Here is a 17,051-nt window from a genome sequence, read left to right as displayed (position 1 = left end):
CCGCGAGTCGCTACCCTGGAGGGTGATGACTGGAATGTGGTTCGGACTGGCAGCAATTGCACTCGCAGGCGCGGGTGCGCTCCTGTACGTCGACAGGACGAGGCGAGATCAATCCGGGCGAGTGCGTCAGATCTGGGCCAAGGCACAGGGATACACGTACACGGCCACTGACGATCAGCTGGCGGGCGAATGGCATCGCGCGGTCATGGCGAAGCAGGACTACCTGACTGCCACCGACGTCGTCCGAGGCCGTCGTCGCGGAGAGCAGTTCGTGCTGTTCGACCTGGAAGAGACCGCAACCATCGTCGCCGTTCGCCGCGAGATCGGGTCGGACGTCGACATCGATCTTCGGTTGAAATCGACGGCTCCGCCCAAGGACGGCGACCTGAACCTGCTGGGTGCGATCGGTTCACGAGTCGTCTTCGCGACCGATCTCGAGATCGCACGTCGTGTCTGTGATCAGCGCATGGTGGCGTTCACCGAATCGGTTCCGCCGTCGATCAGCATGCTGTGGAGCGAAGGCCAGTGGACTCTCGGCTCGCTCCCCGTAACCAGCAACGGTCGGGATTGGGACGCTGCAATCGAGTCGGTTGCGCGCCTGTCCGGCATTCTGCATGTCCTGCCTCCCGTCACCGATCCCAACGAACTCGAGGTCGATCACGATCCGAGCCGCCCGCGGCCGGGCGCCGAGAAGTCTCGCCCAACTCCGGATCCGGTAGAACAGCCCCGTTCGCGTCAAGAGCAGCCGCCACGTGAAGCTCCGCCGCGTGAATTTGCCCCGCGTGAGTCCGCACCGCGTGAGCCTGCACCGCGGGAATCTGCGCCACGTCAGGACCAATCGCTGCGCAAGCCCGAGGCGGCTGACAAGCCGGCTCAGCGTCCGGCGTCCCAGCGCTCGGGCACAATTCGCCCGGTCGACTGACCTTTAAGGTTCCCGTCCCGCCGCGATAACCACTAGCGTGGCCGGTATGTCGACTTCCCACTCGGATCGCCCTGTGCGTCCCGTTGCCCTGGTGACCGGACCTACCTCTGGTCTCGGCGCCGGTTTTGCCAAGAAATACGCCTCCCTCGGATACGACCTGGTTCTCGTCGCACGTGACGAGGTCAGATTGCACGACCTCGCGTCCGAGTTGAAGACGATGTTCGGCACCGAGTCGGAGATTCTGGTTGCCGATCTCGCATCGGAGGCTGGACGCGACACCGTCGCGCTTCGTCTGGAGAAGGGCGTCGAGGTGTTGGTGAACAACGCCGGATTCGGTACCTCCGGCGAGTTCTGGACTGCAGATCCGGCGCTTCTTCAGTCTCAACTCGACGTCAACGTCACCGCCGTGATGCGGCTGACCCGTGCGGCGCTGCCCAGCATGATCGCGTCGGCGCACGGAACGATTGTCAATGTGGCGAGCGTCGCGGGCCTGCTGTCCGGCCGGGGTTCGACGTATTCGGCAAGCAAGGCCTATGTCATCTCGTTCACCGAAGGGCTTTCCGGCGGGTTGGCCGGGACGGGAGTGCGCGTTCAGGCGCTGTGCCCGGGCTTCATCCGCACCGAGTTCCACGAGCGTGCGGGCATCGAGATGTCCACGATCCCCAAGCCGATGTGGTTGAGCGTCGACCAGGTGGTTGCGGCGTCGATGAAGGATCTCGGTGACGACAAGGTCATCAGCATTCCGGGAATTCAGTACAAGGTCCTCACGACGGCCGGGCGTCTGGTTCCCAAGGGGCTGGTTCGCCGGTTGACCAACATCGTTGGACGAGGCCGCGGGCGCACGTAGCCCAGAGGCAGCAGCCGAACGTAGCCCAGAGGCAGAAGCCGAACATAAGCCAGTGGTCGGTAGGCTGAGCACTCATGAGCGATCGTGAGGATTTGGCTGCGCTGGTGCGCGAATTGGCTGTTGTACACGGAAAGGTGACGCTGTCTTCGGGCAAGGAAGCCGACTACTACGTCGACCTTCGCCGCGCGACACTTCACCACAAGGCGGCGCCGCTGATCGGCTCGCTGCTGCGTGAACTGGTCGCGGACTGGGATTTCGACGCAGTCGGAGGTTTGACGATGGGCGCCGATCCGGTTGCGATGGCGGTGATGCACGCTCCCGGACGCCCGATCGACGCGTTTGTCGTTCGCAAGGCTGCGAAGGCTCATGGGATGCAGCGTCAGATCGAGGGCCCGGACATCGTGGGCAAGCGTGTCCTGGTTGTCGAGGACACGACCACGACGGGCAATTCTCCGTTGACAGCAGTGAAGGCTCTGCGCGAGGCAGGGGCCACAGTGGTCGGAGTCGCTACCGTCGTCGATCGCGCGACGGGTGCGGACGCGATTATCGGTGCCGAGGGCGTCGAGTACCGATCGCTGCTGGGCCTGGAAGATCTGAACCTGAGCTGACGCCCCGTGAGTGGTTAAGGGGTCCCTGCACTCCTCAACCACTCACAGGGGTCAGTCGCCTACGGTGACGGCGAGTGCTTCGTCGACGCTGTGCGGCGCGGGATCGTGGTCGTCGACGTGTGCGAGGACCTTGCGTCCGCTCGACAGGACGAACACGGCGGCGAGGGTGAGCACCGCGCCGACCCAGAACGGCATGTGGACGTTGGACTCGCCGAGCTTGCCGGCTACCCACGGAGCTGCGGCGCCGCCGACGAATCGAACGAAGCTGTAAGCAGCCGAGGCGGTCGACCGTTCCACGGGAGCCGAGATCATGACGGTTTCGGTGATGAGTGTGTTGTTCACACCGAGGAACAACCCGGCGAGGACGACACCCACGATCAAGACGATCTTGTTCTCGGTGAAGAGCGCCATCATGCCGAGGTCGAGTGCGAACAGTGCCAGCGCCAGCATCATCATCGGTAGTGTGCCGAAGCGTCGTTGCAGGCGAGGAGCGAGGAAAACCGACGAGATCGCCAGCATCAGGCCCCAGCCGAAGAAGATGAATCCGATCGGGTACGCCCCCATGTCGAGGGGGAACGGTGTGTACGCGAGCAGCGTGAAGAATCCGTAGTTGTAGAGCAGCGCGGTGATGGCAACGGTGAGTAGCCCGCGGTGCCGCAGCGCCTGGAACGGTGCAGCGATGGATGTGTGGTGTTCGGGCTTGGGTGCGCTCGGAAGCATCACGACGATGAGAATGAAAGCAACCGCCATCAGGGCTGCGACGCCGAAGAACGGTGCGCGCCAGCTGATGTCACCGAGAACGCCGCCGACCAGCGGTCCAACCGCGATACCGATGCCCAGTGCAGCCTCGTACAGGATGATCGCCCGTGCGACGCCGCCGCTGGCCGCGCCGACGATGGCCGCCAGTGCCGTTGCGATGAAGAGTGCATTGCCCAGTCCCCAGCCGGCACGGAATCCGACGATCTGGCCGATGGTGCTGGAAGCGCCTGCCAGAGAGGCGAACACGATGATGATGGCAAGGCCTACAAGAAGCGTTTTCTTGGCGCCGATGCGGCTGGACACCACACCGGTGATGAGCATGGCCACGCCGGTGACGAGCATGTAGCTGGTGAACAGGAGCGAAACCTGCGACGGTGTGGCGTCGAGTTGTTCGCCGATCGGCTTGAGGATCGGATCGACCAATCCGATGCCCATGAAGGCGATGACGCTGGCAAAGGCTACCGCCCACACCGCTTTCGGTTGTTTCAGGAGGCTCGGCGGAGCCTCGTTCTGGTGCGTTGATGTCGCGGTCGTGTTGCTCACGGCCACCTCCTTTTTCAGTGGTGGGTATTTCAGCTGGGGTCGGAAGTCTTGATGATGGACCGCAATTCGGCCAATCCGTCGGCCAGTTTCTTGATCTGCTCGGGCCCGAGTTCGACGAAGTGGGGGACTAGAGCGTCGGCGATCTCGTTTCGGCCGTCGTTCAGGATCTTTCGACCCTTCTCGGTCATGGCGACGCGCACTGCGCGGGCGTCCTCCGGGTCGGCGCGGCGTTCGACGTAACCGTTCTCGCCGAGTTTGCGCAGTAGGGCAGTGGCAGAGGGCTGCGAGCTTCTGTCGAGTCGAGCGAAATCGCTGATCCGCATTTCGCCGTATTCCTCGAGGAGTGAGAGCGCGCGCAGCCAGGCGCGTGGGTACTGATCGGACGCGAAAGAACCTGCCAGCTTCGCGAAGCGGTGCGTGTTGCTCACGAGGTTGACGAGTAGTTCGTGCAGTTGCTGCTCTTCATCTGTCACGAAAAATATTATTGCATAGGGTAACTATGTAAATCAACGAGTCCGTAGAAGGTGGTCCGTCACACTCGTGGTGACCAGTGCCGCGATGTCGAGGCCGGGTGCAACGAGCGCGAGGCTTCGATTTGCCGCCAGCACTGCGATGCCGTGGGTTCCGGACCAGATGGTCACTGCAGAAGTGGTGGGATCGGACGCGTCGGCCTCTTCGGTCAAGGCTTGCAGGGCGGCGAAGAGCGGGAGTGAAGACTCTCGGAGGTTGCTGCCGGCGGCTTCGAGGAGGTCGTGGCGAAACATCAACTCGAACATCGCCGGCCGCTCCTGGGCGAATGACACGTATTCGATTGCTGCCGAGATCAATCGGCTACGAGCGGGTTGTTTGCCGACAAGTGTCGGTTGGAGTCTTTCGGTGAGATCGCGCAGGCCGTGTGAGGCAATTGCGGCAAGCAGGCTGTTGTGGGTCGGAAAGTATCTCCGCGGGGCGCCGTGCGACACGCCCGCACGACGCGCGATCTCCCGTAGCGTCAGTTCTGTGGCGCCGTCGGCATCGAGAATCTCGACGCCGGTGGCGACGAGTGTTTCGCGAAGGCTGCTGACAGTCATGGAAGACAGTGTCTATTATTCTGGGCGTAGACACTGTCTACTAGACGGAAAAGGTGATGCCCTGTGCTCTATTGGTTGTTCAAATACGTTCTGATCGGCCCGGTCCTCTGGCTGTTCGGGCGGCCGACGATCGAGGGGCAGCACCACATCCCCAAGAAAGGGCCGGTGATTCTCGCCGGAAACCATCGGGCAGTCGTCGACTCGTTCTTCCTGGTCCTCATGGTGCGCCGACGCATCACCTTCGTCGCGAAGAGTGAATATTTCACCGGGACCGGTGTGAAGGGCGCGATGCAGCGCTGGTTCTTCGGTGGGGCGGGTCAGGTGCCGATCGACCGTAGCGGCGCCGATGCCTCCCGTGCGGCATTGGACACGGCCATCGGAATTCTCGACAAAGGCGGCGTCTGGGGGATCTATCCCGAGGGAACGCGATCGCCCGACGGATGCCTGTACAAGGGAAAGACCGGAGCGATTCGTGTCGCCTTGGAAACCGGGGCGCCGGTCATTCCCGTCGTCGTGCACGGCGGCGACGCAGTCAACCCGCCGGGTACGCGGATGTGGCGCTTCAGCAAGGTCCGGATCACGGTAGGGGAGCCGATCGACTTCTCTCGGTACCGCGAACTTCGTGGCTACCAGGCCGTCGTGCGCGCGGCGACGGACGAATTGATGGCGGTGCTCTGTGACCAGTCGGGGCAGGAATACGTCGATGTCTACGGCGCGGACGTCAAATCCGGCGACGCTGCCTGAGTGACCCAGTACGGTCGCTGTTGGACGTGTAACCAACAGGAGGATTGTGATGGCGGGCAAGTGGGGCATCGAGCACGCAGTTTTTGCGGCGGCGACGGCAGCGACGGTGGTCGGGGCAGTGGTCGGTAACGAGCGGGTTCAGCAGATCGCGAAACCGTTGATCGCACCCGCCCTGGCCGCCCGAGTGCTGCGCAAGCGCTCGGAGACGGAAACTGCCGATACCGCACTGCTTCTCGCCGGCCTCGCCGCTGCGACCGTCGGCGACGTGTTCATGATCGACCCGGACAACGATGCTCGTCTGGTCAAGGGCGCGTCGTCGTTCGCGGTGATGCAGGCCAGTTACTCGGCTCTTCTCCTGCGCCGCGGGGCACGGCCGACCCGTGCTGCCCTCAAACCCCGCATCAGCGGTTGGTCGACGGCGTCCGGTCTGCTCCGTGCCAAGGCACCGAGCGTGTCGACGCCGCTCACCGGATACGGATTGATGTTGGGAACCACCTCGACGTTGTCGGCGGACCCCGCTCTGGCACCGCAGTCCAAGGCCGTGCTCGACGTTGTCGTCCCGAACAAGGATCGACGCTCCTGGCTCGGATTGGGCGGAGTGCTCTTCACCGCGTCCGACGGGCTGATCGTGGTGCGTCGACTGTTCATCCGTGGGACCGCCGGCCGCGCCGCTGCCGAGGGTGTGATCCTGGCGTCGTACGCGGGAGCGCAACTGATGCTGGTGGAGGGCATGTTGGCGCTGGGACGCAAGAAGAGCGTCTAGTTTTTCACGGGCACAGCATGATTCGGTCTCGGTTCTTCGGGTCCACCATGACGGTGACCGTGGATCCGGGAGTGATCTTGTCTTTGAACTCGGGTCGGATCTCGTACTCGATCCGGCCCGAGTACGAATCGGAACCTGGAACCGTGAGGCGGAGTGCGAGCTTGGCCAACTCGCCGTCGACGGTTCGGCGCAGGGGTGTGACCTTGTCGATTCGTGCCCACCCTTCGAGGCCGTGCTTTTCGAGCTTGCGCTCGGCGCGGGTCGGTCGATTGGCCCAGGCCATTCCGAATCCGAGTACCGAGCCGAAGGCGGCGAGTAGTCCGCCGATCTGATAGGGCAGAGTGCCGGGTGGGGTGTGATCGACCAGCCATCCGAGCCACACCGCGAGCACGATCAGATATCCCACCGCGATGAAACACACGGTGTGTACGACGCGACGGTGATTCATCAGATTTCCTCCACATCCAGGATAGCCTGACCGGATGAGCGAACCGAACGTCTTCATCACCGGTGCTGCGGCTGGAATCGGGCGGGAGACGTCGCTGTTGTTCGCGCGCAACGGATACCGCGTCGGCGCGTTCGACATCGCCGACGCCGGCCTTGCCTCCTTGAAGGCCGAGATCGACGGTTTCGGTGGCAGCGTCGTGACGGGTGTCCTGGACGTCACCGATCCGGTGGGATGGGCGCAGTGTCTGGCCGATTTTGCCGGGGAGTCCGGGCGTCTGGACATCCTGATCAACAATGCGGGCGTGCTCTCCTCGGGACGGTTCGAGGATATTTCTCTTGCGGCGCATCGCCGAATGGTCGACATCAACATCACCGGCACCCTCAACGGCACGCACACGGCTTTCCCGTACCTCCGCGATACCGTCGGCGCTCAGGTGGTCAATCTGTGCTCCGCTTCGGCGATCTACGGCCAGCCCGAACTGGCGACGTACGGTGCAACCAAGTTCGCGATCCGCGGCCTGACCGAGGCGCTCGATCTGGAATGGGCACAGCACGACATCCGTGTTCTCGCGCTCTGGCCGTTGTTCGTCCAGACCGCGATGGTCACTGGAATGGACACCGGAGCCACCAGATCGTTGGGTATCAAGCTGACTGCCACCGACGTCGCGAAGGAACTGTGGGCGGCCACACGCGGCGCCGGACGCGTACACAAGGTTCACTACCCGGTCGGAACTCAGGCAAAGCTCTTTCTCAGTGCGTCGCGGTTCTCGCCCGCGTGGCTCTCACGGCTGATGAACAAGCGCGTCACCAGCACTTAGTCGACCACACGATAGAGTGCACTGTCGGCTGTTGCTGGGCCAAGATGACGTGTGTGGAGGTAGTCGGGTGGTTCGTGTTCGGGTGGGGTTCGTCTTGTTGGGCGTCGGGTCGGCGCTCGTGCTCGCAGGGTGCGGCGGGGAGGCGGATTCAGCGCCGACCGTAGCGGCGCAGCCAAGTTCGACCACCACTACCGCAGTGCCGACGACAACCACCACCGTCGCGCCCGTCGTCCCCACGACCACCGAACCACCGACCACGACGCTGCCACCGACGACGACGCTCACGGACGTGCAGTTCGAGCGCAACGAGTCGTACTACTTCACCACTCCCGACGGGAACTTCCAGTGCGGCATCATCAAGTTGCCCACCAGAATCGAAGCCGGGTGCGAGGGAACGACCACTCCGGTTCCGCCGCGGCCGGAGAGCTGCATGGTCAACTGGGGCAACGGTATTCGCGTCACCGACGAGGGTGAGGGTGCTTTCATGTGTTCGGGCGGAGAGGTGTACACCTCGGGCGGTCCCGACGCCGATCCGGTGTTGGCGGCCGGTCAACCGCTGAGCAAACTGGGTTTCACCTGTACGACCACCGCGACAGACGTCTCGTGTGTCAACGATCAGACCACGCACGGCTTCACGGTGGCTGCAGATTCCAACGAGGTGTACTGATGACCGAAGTCGCAGCCGACGACGTCTCCGGTGGGTCCGGTGAACCGGGACCCACCGAGTGGGGCGAGAACCCCAACGGCGTCGGGCCGTGGGCCGAGGAGCACGACACGGAACCGCCGACAGACGAGCGCTACGACCCCGTACTCCTCGCCGAGGGTGATCGTCGAAACGTCTTGGACGAGTACCGGTACTGGACGCGGGAAGCGATAGTCGAGGACATCGACTCGCGCCGTCACACGATGCATGTCGCCATCGAGAACTTCGCGCACGACGCCAATATCGGCACGGTGGTTCGCACGGCAAACGCGTTTGCTGCGGCCGCGGTCCACATCGTGGGGCGTCGGCGCTGGAATCGGCGGGGCGCCATGGTGACCGATCGATACCAACACATCGTTCACCACGCCGACATCAGCGAGCTCGTCGAGTACGCCCGTGAGAATTCACTCACGATCGTTGCCGTCGACAACACCCCGGGGTCGGTGCCGCTGGAAACGGCAAGCCTGCCGCGAGAGTGCATCCTGCTGTTCGGTCAAGAAGGGCCCGGAGTGACCGATCATGCGAAAGAGGTTGCGTCCATGACGGTCTCGATCGCGCAATTCGGGTCGACTCGCAGCATCAACGCCGGTGTCGCGGCCGGGATTGCGATGCACGCGTGGGTACGTGAGCATGCCGATCTCGCCGATTCCCGCTGATCTCGCTCGCGAATTCCGGCTAGCGCGTAGCGCCTCGACCAGACAGGATAGGTAGTTATGCAGGAAGTGTGGGCAGAGCGAGCCGATGCGGCTGAGGGCGCGATAGTCAGTCGTCACCTTCGGCGCCTGTGGGGACTGCCCCGGACAGCACTCGGCGTGGTTGCCTGGCCTGCTGTTCGGCGCGAGCGGATGTTCAAGCCGTGGCACTACTGGTGGCAAGCACACCTGCTTGACACTGCAATCGACGCGCTCGAACGTGACCCGACGCCCAAGCGTCGTCGCCGGGTGGCGAAGGTCGCCCGCAGTGTGCGGGTCCGCAACGTCTCGGCGTGGACCAACAACTATTACGACGACATGGCGTGGCTGGGCCTCTCGCTCGAACGTGCTCAACGTATGTTCTCGGTCGATCACCGGACCGCGGTCCAGGCGCTCGAATCGCAACTCTTCGATTCGTGGTCCCCGGCCGACGGCGGCGGTATTCCGTGGTGCAAAGGTTCCGATTTCTACAACACACCGGCAAACGGACCCGCCGGAATCATGCTGGCGCGCACCGGAAAACTCTGGCGCGCGCAGGCAACGGCCGACTGGATCGACGAGACGCTGCGGGATCCGGACTCCGGACTGATCTTCGACGGTATCCGCCGCGACGGCACCCTCGAGCGCGCGATCTATTCGTACTGTCAGGGCGTCACGCTGGGGTTGGAAACCGAGTTGTCGACGCGATTGGGCGAGCCGCGTCACCGCGAGCGAGTCCACAAACTCGTCGACGCGGTGTACGACGGAATGACCGAGTACGGAGTCATCACGGGCGGTGGCGGAGGCGACGGCGGGCTGTTCAACGCAATCCTGGCTCGCTACCTGGCGTTCGTGGTGGTGAACCTGTCCTGGGAGACTCACGAGGACCTGCGAGCGCGCGAACTCGCAGCGCAGATCGTTCTGTCCTCCGCGGAAGCTGCCTGGAACAACAGACTGCAGATCGAAGGTCTGCCGCTGTTCGGGCACGACTGGACCAAGGATGCTCAGTTGCCGAGTCTGTCCGGCGACATCGCCACCTTTGCCGCCGGAACCGTGCGCTCGTCGAGCGTGCCCGAGCGAGACCTCTCGGTGCAGGTGGGTGGGTGGATGCTCATGGAGGCGGCCTTTGTCGTCTCGGCGGCTGGATACCCGCGTAAGCGTTAGGCTTTTCCCTCATGGAATCCCGGCACGTGGTCGACACGGACGGCGTACGTCTTCACATCGATGTCGGTGGGGCAGGCGCGGACGTTCTGGTTCTCTCCGGCGGCCCGGGATGCGTTCACTATCTTGCTCACGACGAGCTGGTTCCGGAAGGAATGCGCGCGTGGTGCCCTGAGCCACGCGGAGTCGGCCGGTCCGGTGGCGGCGCTCATACGATGGCGCAGGCGGTTGCGGACCTCGAACTCGTCCGACGCACGTTCGAGATCGACAGCTGGGTCGTGCTGGGGCACTCGTGGGGATCCGACTTGGCGGTGCGGTACGCACTCGACTGTCCGGAATCGGTGTCCGGCGTCGTCGGCATCGCGGGGCACGGCCTCCACAAGGACCGGACCTGGTCGAAGCAGTACGAAGCGGGAATCGAGCCGGACCCGCACATACCTTGGGAACCTGTTGTCTGGCAATCGCTTCAAGAATCGTTCATCGAATGGATCCATGAACCACAGCTGTTTCGGCAGTTGGCCGACTCACCCGTGCCCATGACATTTCTCGCGGCGGCCGACGATATTCGCCCGTCGTGGCCGTTGCAGCAACTGGCCGAGCTCGTGCCTAACGGTAGTTTCGAGGTCGTCGACGGTGTCGCGCACAACTTCTGGCAGTCTCGCCCGCTCCTGTGGAGGAAGATCGTCACCGAGGCTTGTGCGACGCACTCTCGACTCTCCTGATCTCCACCAGGATCCGCTCCGCAACGGTCTGGTATCCCAGGCTCCGATTGACGGTCAGCATCGGGTGGTTTTCCGCGTTCACCGTTGTGTAAATCTTTTGCAGCGAGGGAAATTCAGCTGCCAACACAGACGCTTGTTGCTCCTTGACCCACCGAGCGAGACCGTGTCCGCGGTGCTGGGGAAGTACCACGGTGTCGTGCTGTGATGCGTGGGTGCTGTCATGTTCGTCCACCGTCACCACTGTCGCTGCGGCTACTTCGCCGACGCTGTCGTCGACCGCGCAGCACACCAGGAGTACTTGAGAGCCACCCGTCATCTTCTGTTCCCACGATCTGACCTCGTCGGCTCCCCAATTACGTTCGGGCATCTGCAGTTCGGCGCCCGGCGCGTCGAGGAGTCGGTTCAATGCCTCCGAGAAGGAGTGGACCAGCTCGTCCGGGGTTCGGTTGCGCCAACTGACGATTCGATAGCCGGGGCGGGCGCTGTGTGCGGTGGGAGGGCTGAGGTGCTGAACCTGGTTGGCCAACCGAAGCAACACACGGTGGCCGTCGAACGATCCCAGGAAATGCTCGGCTGCGCTTCCGACGAGCGCCGTCACTCTGATTCTTCGCACGCCGAACCCGGCGATGTCGACTTCGGCGAGTTCGGCAAGCGCTCGTCCTACCCCTCGTCGCTGCGCGTGGGGTGTCACGTACATCCGAAACTCTGCGAGATCAGGTTCCGCCGAGTTGCGTCGCGCCTGGGCGATACCGAGGACCTCGTCCGTTCCGCCGTCGCGTGCGATCCAACGCCACACATCGACTGATCCGTCCTCGGCCTCGATCATTTCCATCAGCACCGTCGCTGTCGGCGCAGTTCCGGACAGGTGACGCTGGCCTTCGGCGAAGACCTCACACCACTGGTGAAGAACCGATGCTGTCAATCCGGACGGTACGAACTCGGCTACGACTACGCGGCTCACCCATGTGACGATACCGAGCTGCCAACCCCGAGTTGGAATCACGCGAACCCTAACCCTGTCGGACTGCGGCGGCAGTTGCCAGCATTCAGGCATGTCTGATTCTCCGCGCCAACTGAGCCTCAACGCGTTCATCCACCCCGCCGGCCATCACGAAGCGGCATGGCGTCATCCGTGGACAACACCGGAACGTCTGTTCGACGTCACGTATTTCCAGGAGATCGCTCGCACTGCTGAGGCGGCGAAGTTCGACGGAATCTTCTTCGCCGACGGTCCCGCGTTGCGCAGCGACGTCGAGCACGGTCCCGCAGGGACGTTGGAGCCGATCACCTTGTTGACGGCCATTGCAGTGGCAACCGAGCGGATCGGATTGATCGCGACGGCGTCGACCACGTACTACGAGCCGTACAACCTGGCTCGGCTGTTCGCCTCACTCGACCACATCTCGAACGGACGCGCTGGGTGGAACATCGTCACCACGGGTACGGATCTGGCTGCCGCCAACTTCGGGCTGGCCAAGCATCCGGACCACGGCGACCGGTATTCGCGTGCAAGGGAATTCGTCGACGCGGTGGTGCGGTTGTGGGACAGCTGGGAGGACGACGCGATCAGTCTGGACCGGGAGAACGGAATCTACGCGGACAGAAACAAGATTCACGAGATCAACTACGTCGGCCGGCATCTTCGGGTGCGGGGACCGTTCAACGCACCGCGAACGCCGCAGGGATACCCGGTGCTGGTGCAGGCCGGGGCGTCCAACGACGGTCGCGCGTTTGCCGGTCAGTATGCGGAGGCGATTTTCACAGCGCACCAGAGACTTTCCGATGCGCAGGCGTTCTACACCGACATCAAGTCGAGGGCTGCTCAGTTCGGGCGCAACCCCGATCATGTCAAGATTCTGCCGGGAATCAGCCCGTTCATCGGTGACACCGAGGAACAAGCCAAGGCGCTGGAGCGAGAATTCAACGAGTTGACTTCGCCGGAGTACGGGCTCGCGCAACTCGGTGCACTCACCGGGACCGATGTTCGGAATCTGGAACTGGATGCACCGGTTCCTGTCGAATTATTCGCGGCGGCAGGTGATGTCACCGACAACAAGCAAAGCAGATTGCAGGTGATCGCCGGCATAGTCGAGCGTGAGCGTCCGACGGTTCGGGGCCTGCTTCATCGTTTGGCGGGTGCGCGCGGACACCGGGTGTTTGCCGGAACCGCCGAGCAGGTGGCCGACACGATCGAGGAATGGTTCACCAGCGATGCTGCTGACGGATTCAATGTCATGCCGCCGTACTACCCGGGTGGACTCGAAATCTTCACCGAACGTGTGGTCCCGATCCTGCAGGATCGCGGTCTGTTCCGGACCGAATACACGGGTACGACGCTTCGTGATCATTTCGGGTTGCCGAGGCCCGAGAGCCAGTTCTCGGGTAGTGCGTCCGCAGTGCAGTAGGCCCGCCTCCCGTTGTCGATAATGACAATGGTTATCATTAAGGTATGAAGCAGCTACCGGTAACCGTGCTGTCCGGATTTCTGGGCGCAGGCAAGACCACACTCCTCAATCACATCCTCGCCAATCGCGACGGCCGTCGGGTCGCCGTCATCGTCAACGACATGAGCGAGATCAACATCGACGCGGCCCTCGTCGCGGGCCAGGGCCACCTCGATCGCACGGAGGAGAAGTTGGTCGAGCTGACCAACGGATGCATCTGCTGCACGCTGCGCGAGGATCTGATCGACGCCGTCGGCGCGCTGGCCCGCGAGGGGCGGTTCGATCAGTTGGTGATCGAGTCCACCGGCATCTCCGAACCGATGCCGGTGGCGGCCACCTTCGACTGGGAATTCGAGGACGGCTTCAGTCTCGGCTCGCTCGCGAAGCTCGACACGATGGTGACCGTGGTGGACGCGTCGACCTTCCTCGGCGAGCTGGCAAAAGGCGAGCGACTGGACGAGCGCAACCTCGAAGCCGGGGAGGGGGACGGACGCAGCATCTCCGATCTCCTGGTTGATCAGGTGGAGTTCGCCGACGTCATCTTGCTGAACAAAACCGACTTGGTGAGTCCGCGGGCGGCGGGAACCGTCGAGGCGACGCTTCGAAGGCTCAACCCCACTGCTCAGCTGATTCGGACCGACCACGGAAAAGTCACCCTCGATCGCGTCCTCGAAACCGGTCTCTACAACCCGGAACTGGCTGCGCAAGTACCCGGTTGGGACGAGGAACTGGCCGGCGGGCACACCCCGGAAACCGAGGAATACGGAATACGCAGCGTCACGTATCGAGCCTCGCGACCCTTTCATCCGGCGCGACTCGAGGCTGCGCTCGGTCAGTTCGCGGGACTCTTGCGAAGCAAAGGCTTCTGCTGGATCGCCAGTCGGCCCGAGTTCGCCGCTATCTGGTCGCAGGCAGGCCCCAACCTCGTCATCGAACCGGCGCAACTGTGGGCGTCGGCCGCGGAGGTGCCAGGGCAGGAGATCGTGTTCATCGGAGTGAAACTCGACCCGGCGACGCCGTCGCGAATCCTCGATCCGGCTCTGCTGACCGATGACGAACTACGCGAAGGACCGCGGGCCTGGACTCGCTACGAGGACCCGCTTCCGGCGTGGGACCAGAGCCACCTGCACTGAGCAGACAGCTTCTAGTCGAGGACTTCTTCTACCTCGACGTCTTCGGCCGGTCGGGCCATTTCCTTGCGGTACTGCCAAATTCCCAACGCGGTGCCGATGACCAAGCTGACCATCATCACGATCAGCACGGCGGGCAGCAACCACGGAACGCGATCGAGGAACGAGCCACCGTAGAAACCGAGCAGCAGGAGTACCGGTGCCCAGATGATCGCGCCGATGGTGCTCGCGATGGTGTAGCGCGTGTGGTTCATCTTGGCTGCGCCTGCGACCATCGGGCACAGGGTGCGAACCCACGGAACCCAGCGGGCGATCAGGACGGCCCAGAACCCGTGTCTCTCCAACAGGATGTTGACGCGGTGCAGATTTTTCTCGGTGAAGTACTTGCCGCCCTTACGGGCTTTGATGTGGTTGCCCGTCCGGTGGCCGATGACGTACCCGACCTGGTTGCCGGCAATGGCAGCGATCATCGCGCCCACCGACAGCGCCCACACGTGGCCTGCACCGGATTCGTGACCGGCAAGCACGATTCCGGCTGTGATCAGCAGTGAGTCGCCGGGGAGAAACAACCCGAGGATGATCGCGCACTCGATGAAGACGAACGTGACGACGATAATCCAGACCAACAGGGGCCCGGCAGTCTCGAGTGGGGAGAAACTGCCGGATGCGAGCGTCATCGTGGTCAGTTCTTCGCCTCGTTCTGCAATCAGGGGGTGGGGTCTTCGGGGACTGTCACCGTCGAATTGTCCGTAGTGGAAGTATTCGCCGATTCACCACGTCTCGACGCCAGAATTCGCTTTCCGATTTCGAAGACGATCGGCAGAACCGACACCAGGACGATCAAGATGAAGATGTAGTCGACATTGTCGCGGATGAATTCGATCTGCCCCAGGAGGTAGCCGAGCAAAGTCACACCGGCACCCCACAGGATGCCGCCGACGATGTTGTAGGTCAGGAACAGTGAGTACTTCATCTTCGAGGCGCCCGCGACAACCGGTGCAAAAGTACGCACGATCGGCACGAACCTCGCCAGGATAATGGTGATCGGGCCGTGCTTTTCGAAGAAGGCATGCGACTCGTCGATGTACTTCTTCTTGAAGAACCGCGCGTCGTCCGTCTTGAACAGGGCAGTTCCGCCCTTGGCGCCGATGTAGAACCCGACTTGGTCACCCAGAATCGCGGCGATCGGAATCGTCACCAGGAGCACCCACAGCGGCGCGAACGGTTCGATCTCGGTGGACTTGGAAGCCGCGATCAGCCCTGCGGTGAAGAGCAGAGAATCGCCGGGCAAGAGCGGAAACAGCAGCCCTGATTCGATGAAGACCACCAGAAGCAGTCCCACCAGAACCCACGTTCCGAAGGAATTCAAGAGGTTCACGGGATCGAGGAAGCCGGGCAGCAAGGCCAGGTTCGTCACGGATTCAGTTGCTGCCTGCACATTCACGGGGGCCAGAGTACCGGCCGAATCTGAGTGTTTCCCACCACCGCAGGTCATCGCGTCGGTGGCGGCGGCCGAGACCGCAAAGAGACGTGACGAGTCGGACTTGCCATACTGCTAGGACCACACGAAGCGCTTTCACATCGCCGAGCGCTCCGAACGACACGTATATGGAGGACTCCCGCCGTGCCTATCGCAACTCCCGAGGTCTATGCCGAGATGCTTGGTCGGGCCAAGGAGCATTCCTTTGCCTTCCCCGCCATCAACTGTGTCGGCTCCGAATCCATCAACGCAGCCATCAAGGGCTTCGCGGACGCCGGCAGTGACGGCATCATCCAGTTCTCGACGGGCGGCGCCGAGTTCGGTTCCGGTTTGGGCGTCAAGGACATGGTCACCGGCGCTGTTGCGCTCGCCGAGTTCGCACACGTGATCGCGGCAAAGTACGACGTCACCATCGCGCTGCACACCGACCACTGCCCGAAGGACAAGCTGGACACCTACGTGCGTCCGCTGCTCGCGATCTCGCAGGAGCGCGTCGACGCCGGTCGTAACCCGCTGTTCCAGTCGCACATGTGGGACGGCTCGGCTATCCCGATCGACGAGAACCTGGCAATCGCCAAGGAACTGCTCGCCCTCTCCAAGGCTGCACGCATCATCCTCGAGGTCGAGATCGGTGTCGTCGGCGGCGAAGAAGACGGCGTCGAGGCCGAGATCAACGACAAGCTCTACACCTCTAGTGAAGACTTCGAGAAGACGGTCGATGCTCTGGGCATCGGCGAACAGGGCAAGTACCTGCTCGCAGCCACCTTCGGCAACGTCCACGGCGTCTACAAGCCGGGCAACGTCAAGCTCAAGCCCGAGGTTCTCGAAGAGGGCCAGAAGGTCGCCGCTGCCAAGCTCGGCCTGGCCGCCGGCTCGCAGCCCTTCGATTTCGTCTTCCACGGTGGATCGGGATCGCTGAAGTCCGAGATCGAGGATTCGCTGAACTTCGGCGTCGTCAAGATGAACGTCGACACCGACACCCAGTACGCGTTCTCCCGTCCGATCGCCGGACACTTCTTCTCCAACTACGACGGCGTCCTCAAGGTCGACGGCGAGGTCGGAAACAAGAAGGCGTACGACCCGCGCAGCTACCTCAAGAAGGCCGAAGCAGGCATGACGGCTCGCGTCGTCGAGGCGTGCAACGACCTGAAGTCGGCCGGACGCTCGGTGTCCGCAGGCTGATCGGCTTCACAACTCAGCTACACAGAACAAAATGCGC

Annotated in this window: 20 protein-coding genes; 13 read left to right on the top strand and 7 right to left on the bottom strand. The window is 63.0% G+C overall.

Translation table 11 applies throughout. The annotated features are described in order from the left end of the window. Nucleotides 1-34: 34 nt before the first annotated feature. From CPI83_RS22215 to pyrE, 3 genes are all read left to right on the top strand, one after another. Complete coding sequence (locus CPI83_RS22215; protein WP_030535971.1) at nucleotides 35-922, top strand: hypothetical protein; 888 nt, start codon at nucleotides 35-37, stop codon at nucleotides 920-922. A gap of 46 nt (nucleotides 923-968) precedes the next feature. Then, the gene (locus CPI83_RS22210; RefSeq protein WP_029254745.1) at nucleotides 969-1,769 is read left to right on the top strand and encodes an SDR family oxidoreductase; all 801 of its coding nucleotides are present in this window, start codon (nucleotides 969-971) and stop codon (nucleotides 1,767-1,769) included. Between the two features lie 74 nt (nucleotides 1,770-1,843). Continuing rightward, complete coding sequence (gene pyrE, locus CPI83_RS22205; RefSeq protein WP_019749433.1) at nucleotides 1,844-2,377, top strand: orotate phosphoribosyltransferase; 534 nt, start codon at nucleotides 1,844-1,846, stop codon at nucleotides 2,375-2,377. A 51-nt stretch (nucleotides 2,378-2,428) separates the two neighbouring features. Here pyrE and CPI83_RS22200 read toward each other — a convergent pair whose 3' ends face one another. The 3 genes from CPI83_RS22200 to CPI83_RS22190 are packed head-to-tail and all read right to left on the bottom strand — an operon-like array spanning nucleotide 2,429 to nucleotide 4,749. Continuing rightward, nucleotides 2,429-3,685 (bottom strand): MFS transporter, encoded by a 1,257-nt coding sequence (locus tag CPI83_RS22200; RefSeq protein ID WP_097387720.1) that lies wholly within the window; start codon nucleotides 3,683-3,685, stop codon nucleotides 2,429-2,431. A 23-nt stretch (nucleotides 3,686-3,708) separates the two neighbouring features. Then, complete coding sequence (locus CPI83_RS22195) at nucleotides 3,709-4,152, bottom strand: MarR family transcriptional regulator (RefSeq protein WP_019749435.1); 444 nt, start codon at nucleotides 4,150-4,152, stop codon at nucleotides 3,709-3,711. A gap of 33 nt (nucleotides 4,153-4,185) precedes the next feature. Continuing rightward, nucleotides 4,186-4,749, bottom strand: a complete 564-nt coding sequence (locus CPI83_RS22190; protein WP_097387719.1) for a TetR/AcrR family transcriptional regulator — start codon at nucleotides 4,747-4,749, stop codon at nucleotides 4,186-4,188. 63 nt (nucleotides 4,750-4,812) lie between these two features. Between CPI83_RS22190 and CPI83_RS22185 the strand changes: the two genes are divergently transcribed. Together CPI83_RS22185 and CPI83_RS22180 are read left to right on the top strand one after the other, a co-directional pair. Continuing rightward, nucleotides 4,813-5,493, top strand: a complete 681-nt coding sequence (locus CPI83_RS22185; RefSeq protein ID WP_003944312.1) for a lysophospholipid acyltransferase family protein — start codon at nucleotides 4,813-4,815, stop codon at nucleotides 5,491-5,493. 49 nt (nucleotides 5,494-5,542) lie between these two features. Next, nucleotides 5,543-6,256, top strand: a complete 714-nt coding sequence (locus CPI83_RS22180) for a lysoplasmalogenase (protein ID WP_097387718.1) — start codon at nucleotides 5,543-5,545, stop codon at nucleotides 6,254-6,256. 4 nt (nucleotides 6,257-6,260) lie between these two features. On the opposite strand, the gene CPI83_RS22175 is transcribed toward CPI83_RS22180, so the two are convergent. Then, nucleotides 6,261-6,704: a hypothetical protein gene (locus tag CPI83_RS22175; RefSeq protein ID WP_097387717.1), complete on the bottom strand. Its 444-nt coding sequence runs from the start codon at nucleotides 6,702-6,704 to the stop codon at nucleotides 6,261-6,263. 34 nt (nucleotides 6,705-6,738) lie between these two features. On the opposite strand from CPI83_RS22175, the gene CPI83_RS22170 reads away from it, so the two are divergent. The 5 genes from CPI83_RS22170 (at nucleotide 6,739) to CPI83_RS22150 (ending at nucleotide 10,778) form a co-directional block, all read left to right on the top strand. After that, nucleotides 6,739-7,521 (top strand): SDR family oxidoreductase, encoded by a 783-nt coding sequence (locus CPI83_RS22170; RefSeq protein WP_097387716.1) that lies wholly within the window; start codon nucleotides 6,739-6,741, stop codon nucleotides 7,519-7,521. Nucleotides 7,522-7,588: 67 nt separating this feature from the next. Then, nucleotides 7,589-8,188: a DUF6636 domain-containing protein gene (locus CPI83_RS22165; protein WP_020968805.1), complete on the top strand. Its 600-nt coding sequence runs from the start codon at nucleotides 7,589-7,591 to the stop codon at nucleotides 8,186-8,188. After that, nucleotides 8,188-8,880 carry a TrmH family RNA methyltransferase gene (locus CPI83_RS22160; protein WP_069146150.1) on the top strand — a complete coding sequence of 231 codons (693 nt, stop codon included), beginning with the start codon at nucleotides 8,188-8,190 and terminating at the stop codon, nucleotides 8,878-8,880. The genes CPI83_RS22165 and CPI83_RS22160 overlap by 1 nt, the downstream gene beginning before the upstream one ends. Nucleotides 8,881-8,937: 57 nt before the next feature. Continuing rightward, the gene (locus CPI83_RS22155) at nucleotides 8,938-10,059 is read left to right on the top strand and encodes a glycoside hydrolase family 76 protein (RefSeq protein ID WP_019749443.1); all 1,122 of its coding nucleotides are present in this window, start codon (nucleotides 8,938-8,940) and stop codon (nucleotides 10,057-10,059) included. A gap of 11 nt (nucleotides 10,060-10,070) precedes the next feature. Continuing rightward, nucleotides 10,071-10,778: an alpha/beta hydrolase gene (locus CPI83_RS22150; RefSeq protein WP_097387715.1), complete on the top strand. Its 708-nt coding sequence runs from the start codon at nucleotides 10,071-10,073 to the stop codon at nucleotides 10,776-10,778. Here CPI83_RS22150 and CPI83_RS22145 read toward each other — a convergent pair. Beyond that, nucleotides 10,741-11,739 carry a GNAT family N-acetyltransferase gene (locus CPI83_RS22145; protein ID WP_230091106.1) on the bottom strand — a complete coding sequence of 333 codons (999 nt, stop codon included), beginning with the start codon at nucleotides 11,737-11,739 and terminating at the stop codon, nucleotides 10,741-10,743. The genes CPI83_RS22150 and CPI83_RS22145 overlap by 38 nt on opposite strands. A gap of 91 nt (nucleotides 11,740-11,830) precedes the next feature. On the opposite strand from CPI83_RS22145, the gene CPI83_RS22140 reads away from it, so the two are divergent. Both CPI83_RS22140 and CPI83_RS22135 read left to right on the top strand, forming a co-directional pair. After that, nucleotides 11,831-13,183, top strand: coding sequence for an LLM class flavin-dependent oxidoreductase (locus tag CPI83_RS22140; protein WP_097387714.1), 1,353 nt, complete (start codon nucleotides 11,831-11,833; stop codon nucleotides 13,181-13,183). 44 nt (nucleotides 13,184-13,227) lie between these two features. Beyond that, complete coding sequence (locus CPI83_RS22135; RefSeq protein ID WP_047888713.1) at nucleotides 13,228-14,355, top strand: GTP-binding protein; 1,128 nt, start codon at nucleotides 13,228-13,230, stop codon at nucleotides 14,353-14,355. A gap of 11 nt (nucleotides 14,356-14,366) precedes the next feature. On the opposite strand, the gene CPI83_RS22130 is transcribed toward CPI83_RS22135, so the two are convergent. Together CPI83_RS22130 and CPI83_RS22125 are read right to left on the bottom strand one after the other, a co-directional pair. Next, the gene (locus CPI83_RS22130; RefSeq protein ID WP_019749448.1) at nucleotides 14,367-15,029 is read right to left on the bottom strand and encodes a DedA family protein; all 663 of its coding nucleotides are present in this window, start codon (nucleotides 15,027-15,029) and stop codon (nucleotides 14,367-14,369) included. A gap of 29 nt (nucleotides 15,030-15,058) precedes the next feature. Continuing rightward, nucleotides 15,059-15,796: a VTT domain-containing protein gene (locus tag CPI83_RS22125; protein WP_029254751.1), complete on the bottom strand. Its 738-nt coding sequence runs from the start codon at nucleotides 15,794-15,796 to the stop codon at nucleotides 15,059-15,061. 180 nt (nucleotides 15,797-15,976) lie between these two features. Between CPI83_RS22125 and fbaA the strand changes: the two genes are divergently transcribed. Further along, complete coding sequence (fbaA, locus tag CPI83_RS22120; RefSeq protein ID WP_019749450.1) at nucleotides 15,977-17,014, top strand: class II fructose-bisphosphate aldolase; 1,038 nt, start codon at nucleotides 15,977-15,979, stop codon at nucleotides 17,012-17,014. The last annotated feature ends 37 nt before the right edge of the window (nucleotides 17,015-17,051 follow it).

The sequence above is a fragment of the Rhodococcus sp. H-CA8f genome (assembly GCF_002501585.1).
Classification (GTDB): Bacteria; Actinomycetota; Actinomycetes; order Mycobacteriales; family Mycobacteriaceae; genus Rhodococcus_F; species Rhodococcus_F erythropolis.
This window is presented reverse-complemented; position numbering and strand designations above follow the sequence as displayed.

Excerpts from the sequence above, each read along its gene's own strand:
- CPI83_RS22135 (WP_047888713.1), top strand. The coding sequence starts at position 13,228 with ATGAAGCAGCTACCGGTAACCGTGCTGTCCGGATTTCTGGGCGCAGGC.
- CPI83_RS22150 (WP_097387715.1), top strand. The coding sequence starts at position 10,071 with ATGGAATCCCGGCACGTGGTCGACACGGACGGCGTACGTCTTCACATC.
- CPI83_RS22215 (WP_030535971.1), top strand. The coding sequence starts at position 35 with ATGTGGTTCGGACTGGCAGCAATTGCACTCGCAGGCGCGGGTGCGCTC.
- CPI83_RS22210 (WP_029254745.1), top strand. The coding sequence starts at position 969 with ATGTCGACTTCCCACTCGGATCGCCCTGTGCGTCCCGTTGCCCTGGTG.
- CPI83_RS22160 (WP_069146150.1), top strand. The coding sequence starts at position 8,188 with ATGACCGAAGTCGCAGCCGACGACGTCTCCGGTGGGTCCGGTGAACCG.
- CPI83_RS22190 (WP_097387719.1), bottom strand. The coding sequence starts at position 4,749 with ATGACTGTCAGCAGCCTTCGCGAAACACTCGTCGCCACCGGCGTCGAG.
- pyrE (WP_019749433.1), top strand. The coding sequence starts at position 1,844 with ATGAGCGATCGTGAGGATTTGGCTGCGCTGGTGCGCGAATTGGCTGTT.
- CPI83_RS22130 (WP_019749448.1), bottom strand. The coding sequence starts at position 15,029 with ATGACGCTCGCATCCGGCAGTTTCTCCCCACTCGAGACTGCCGGGCCC.
- CPI83_RS22180 (WP_097387718.1), top strand. The coding sequence starts at position 5,543 with ATGGCGGGCAAGTGGGGCATCGAGCACGCAGTTTTTGCGGCGGCGACG.
- CPI83_RS22155 (WP_019749443.1), top strand. The coding sequence starts at position 8,938 with ATGCAGGAAGTGTGGGCAGAGCGAGCCGATGCGGCTGAGGGCGCGATA.
- CPI83_RS22170 (WP_097387716.1), top strand. The coding sequence starts at position 6,739 with ATGAGCGAACCGAACGTCTTCATCACCGGTGCTGCGGCTGGAATCGGG.
- CPI83_RS22140 (WP_097387714.1), top strand. The coding sequence starts at position 11,831 with ATGTCTGATTCTCCGCGCCAACTGAGCCTCAACGCGTTCATCCACCCC.
- CPI83_RS22175 (WP_097387717.1), bottom strand. The coding sequence starts at position 6,704 with ATGAATCACCGTCGCGTCGTACACACCGTGTGTTTCATCGCGGTGGGA.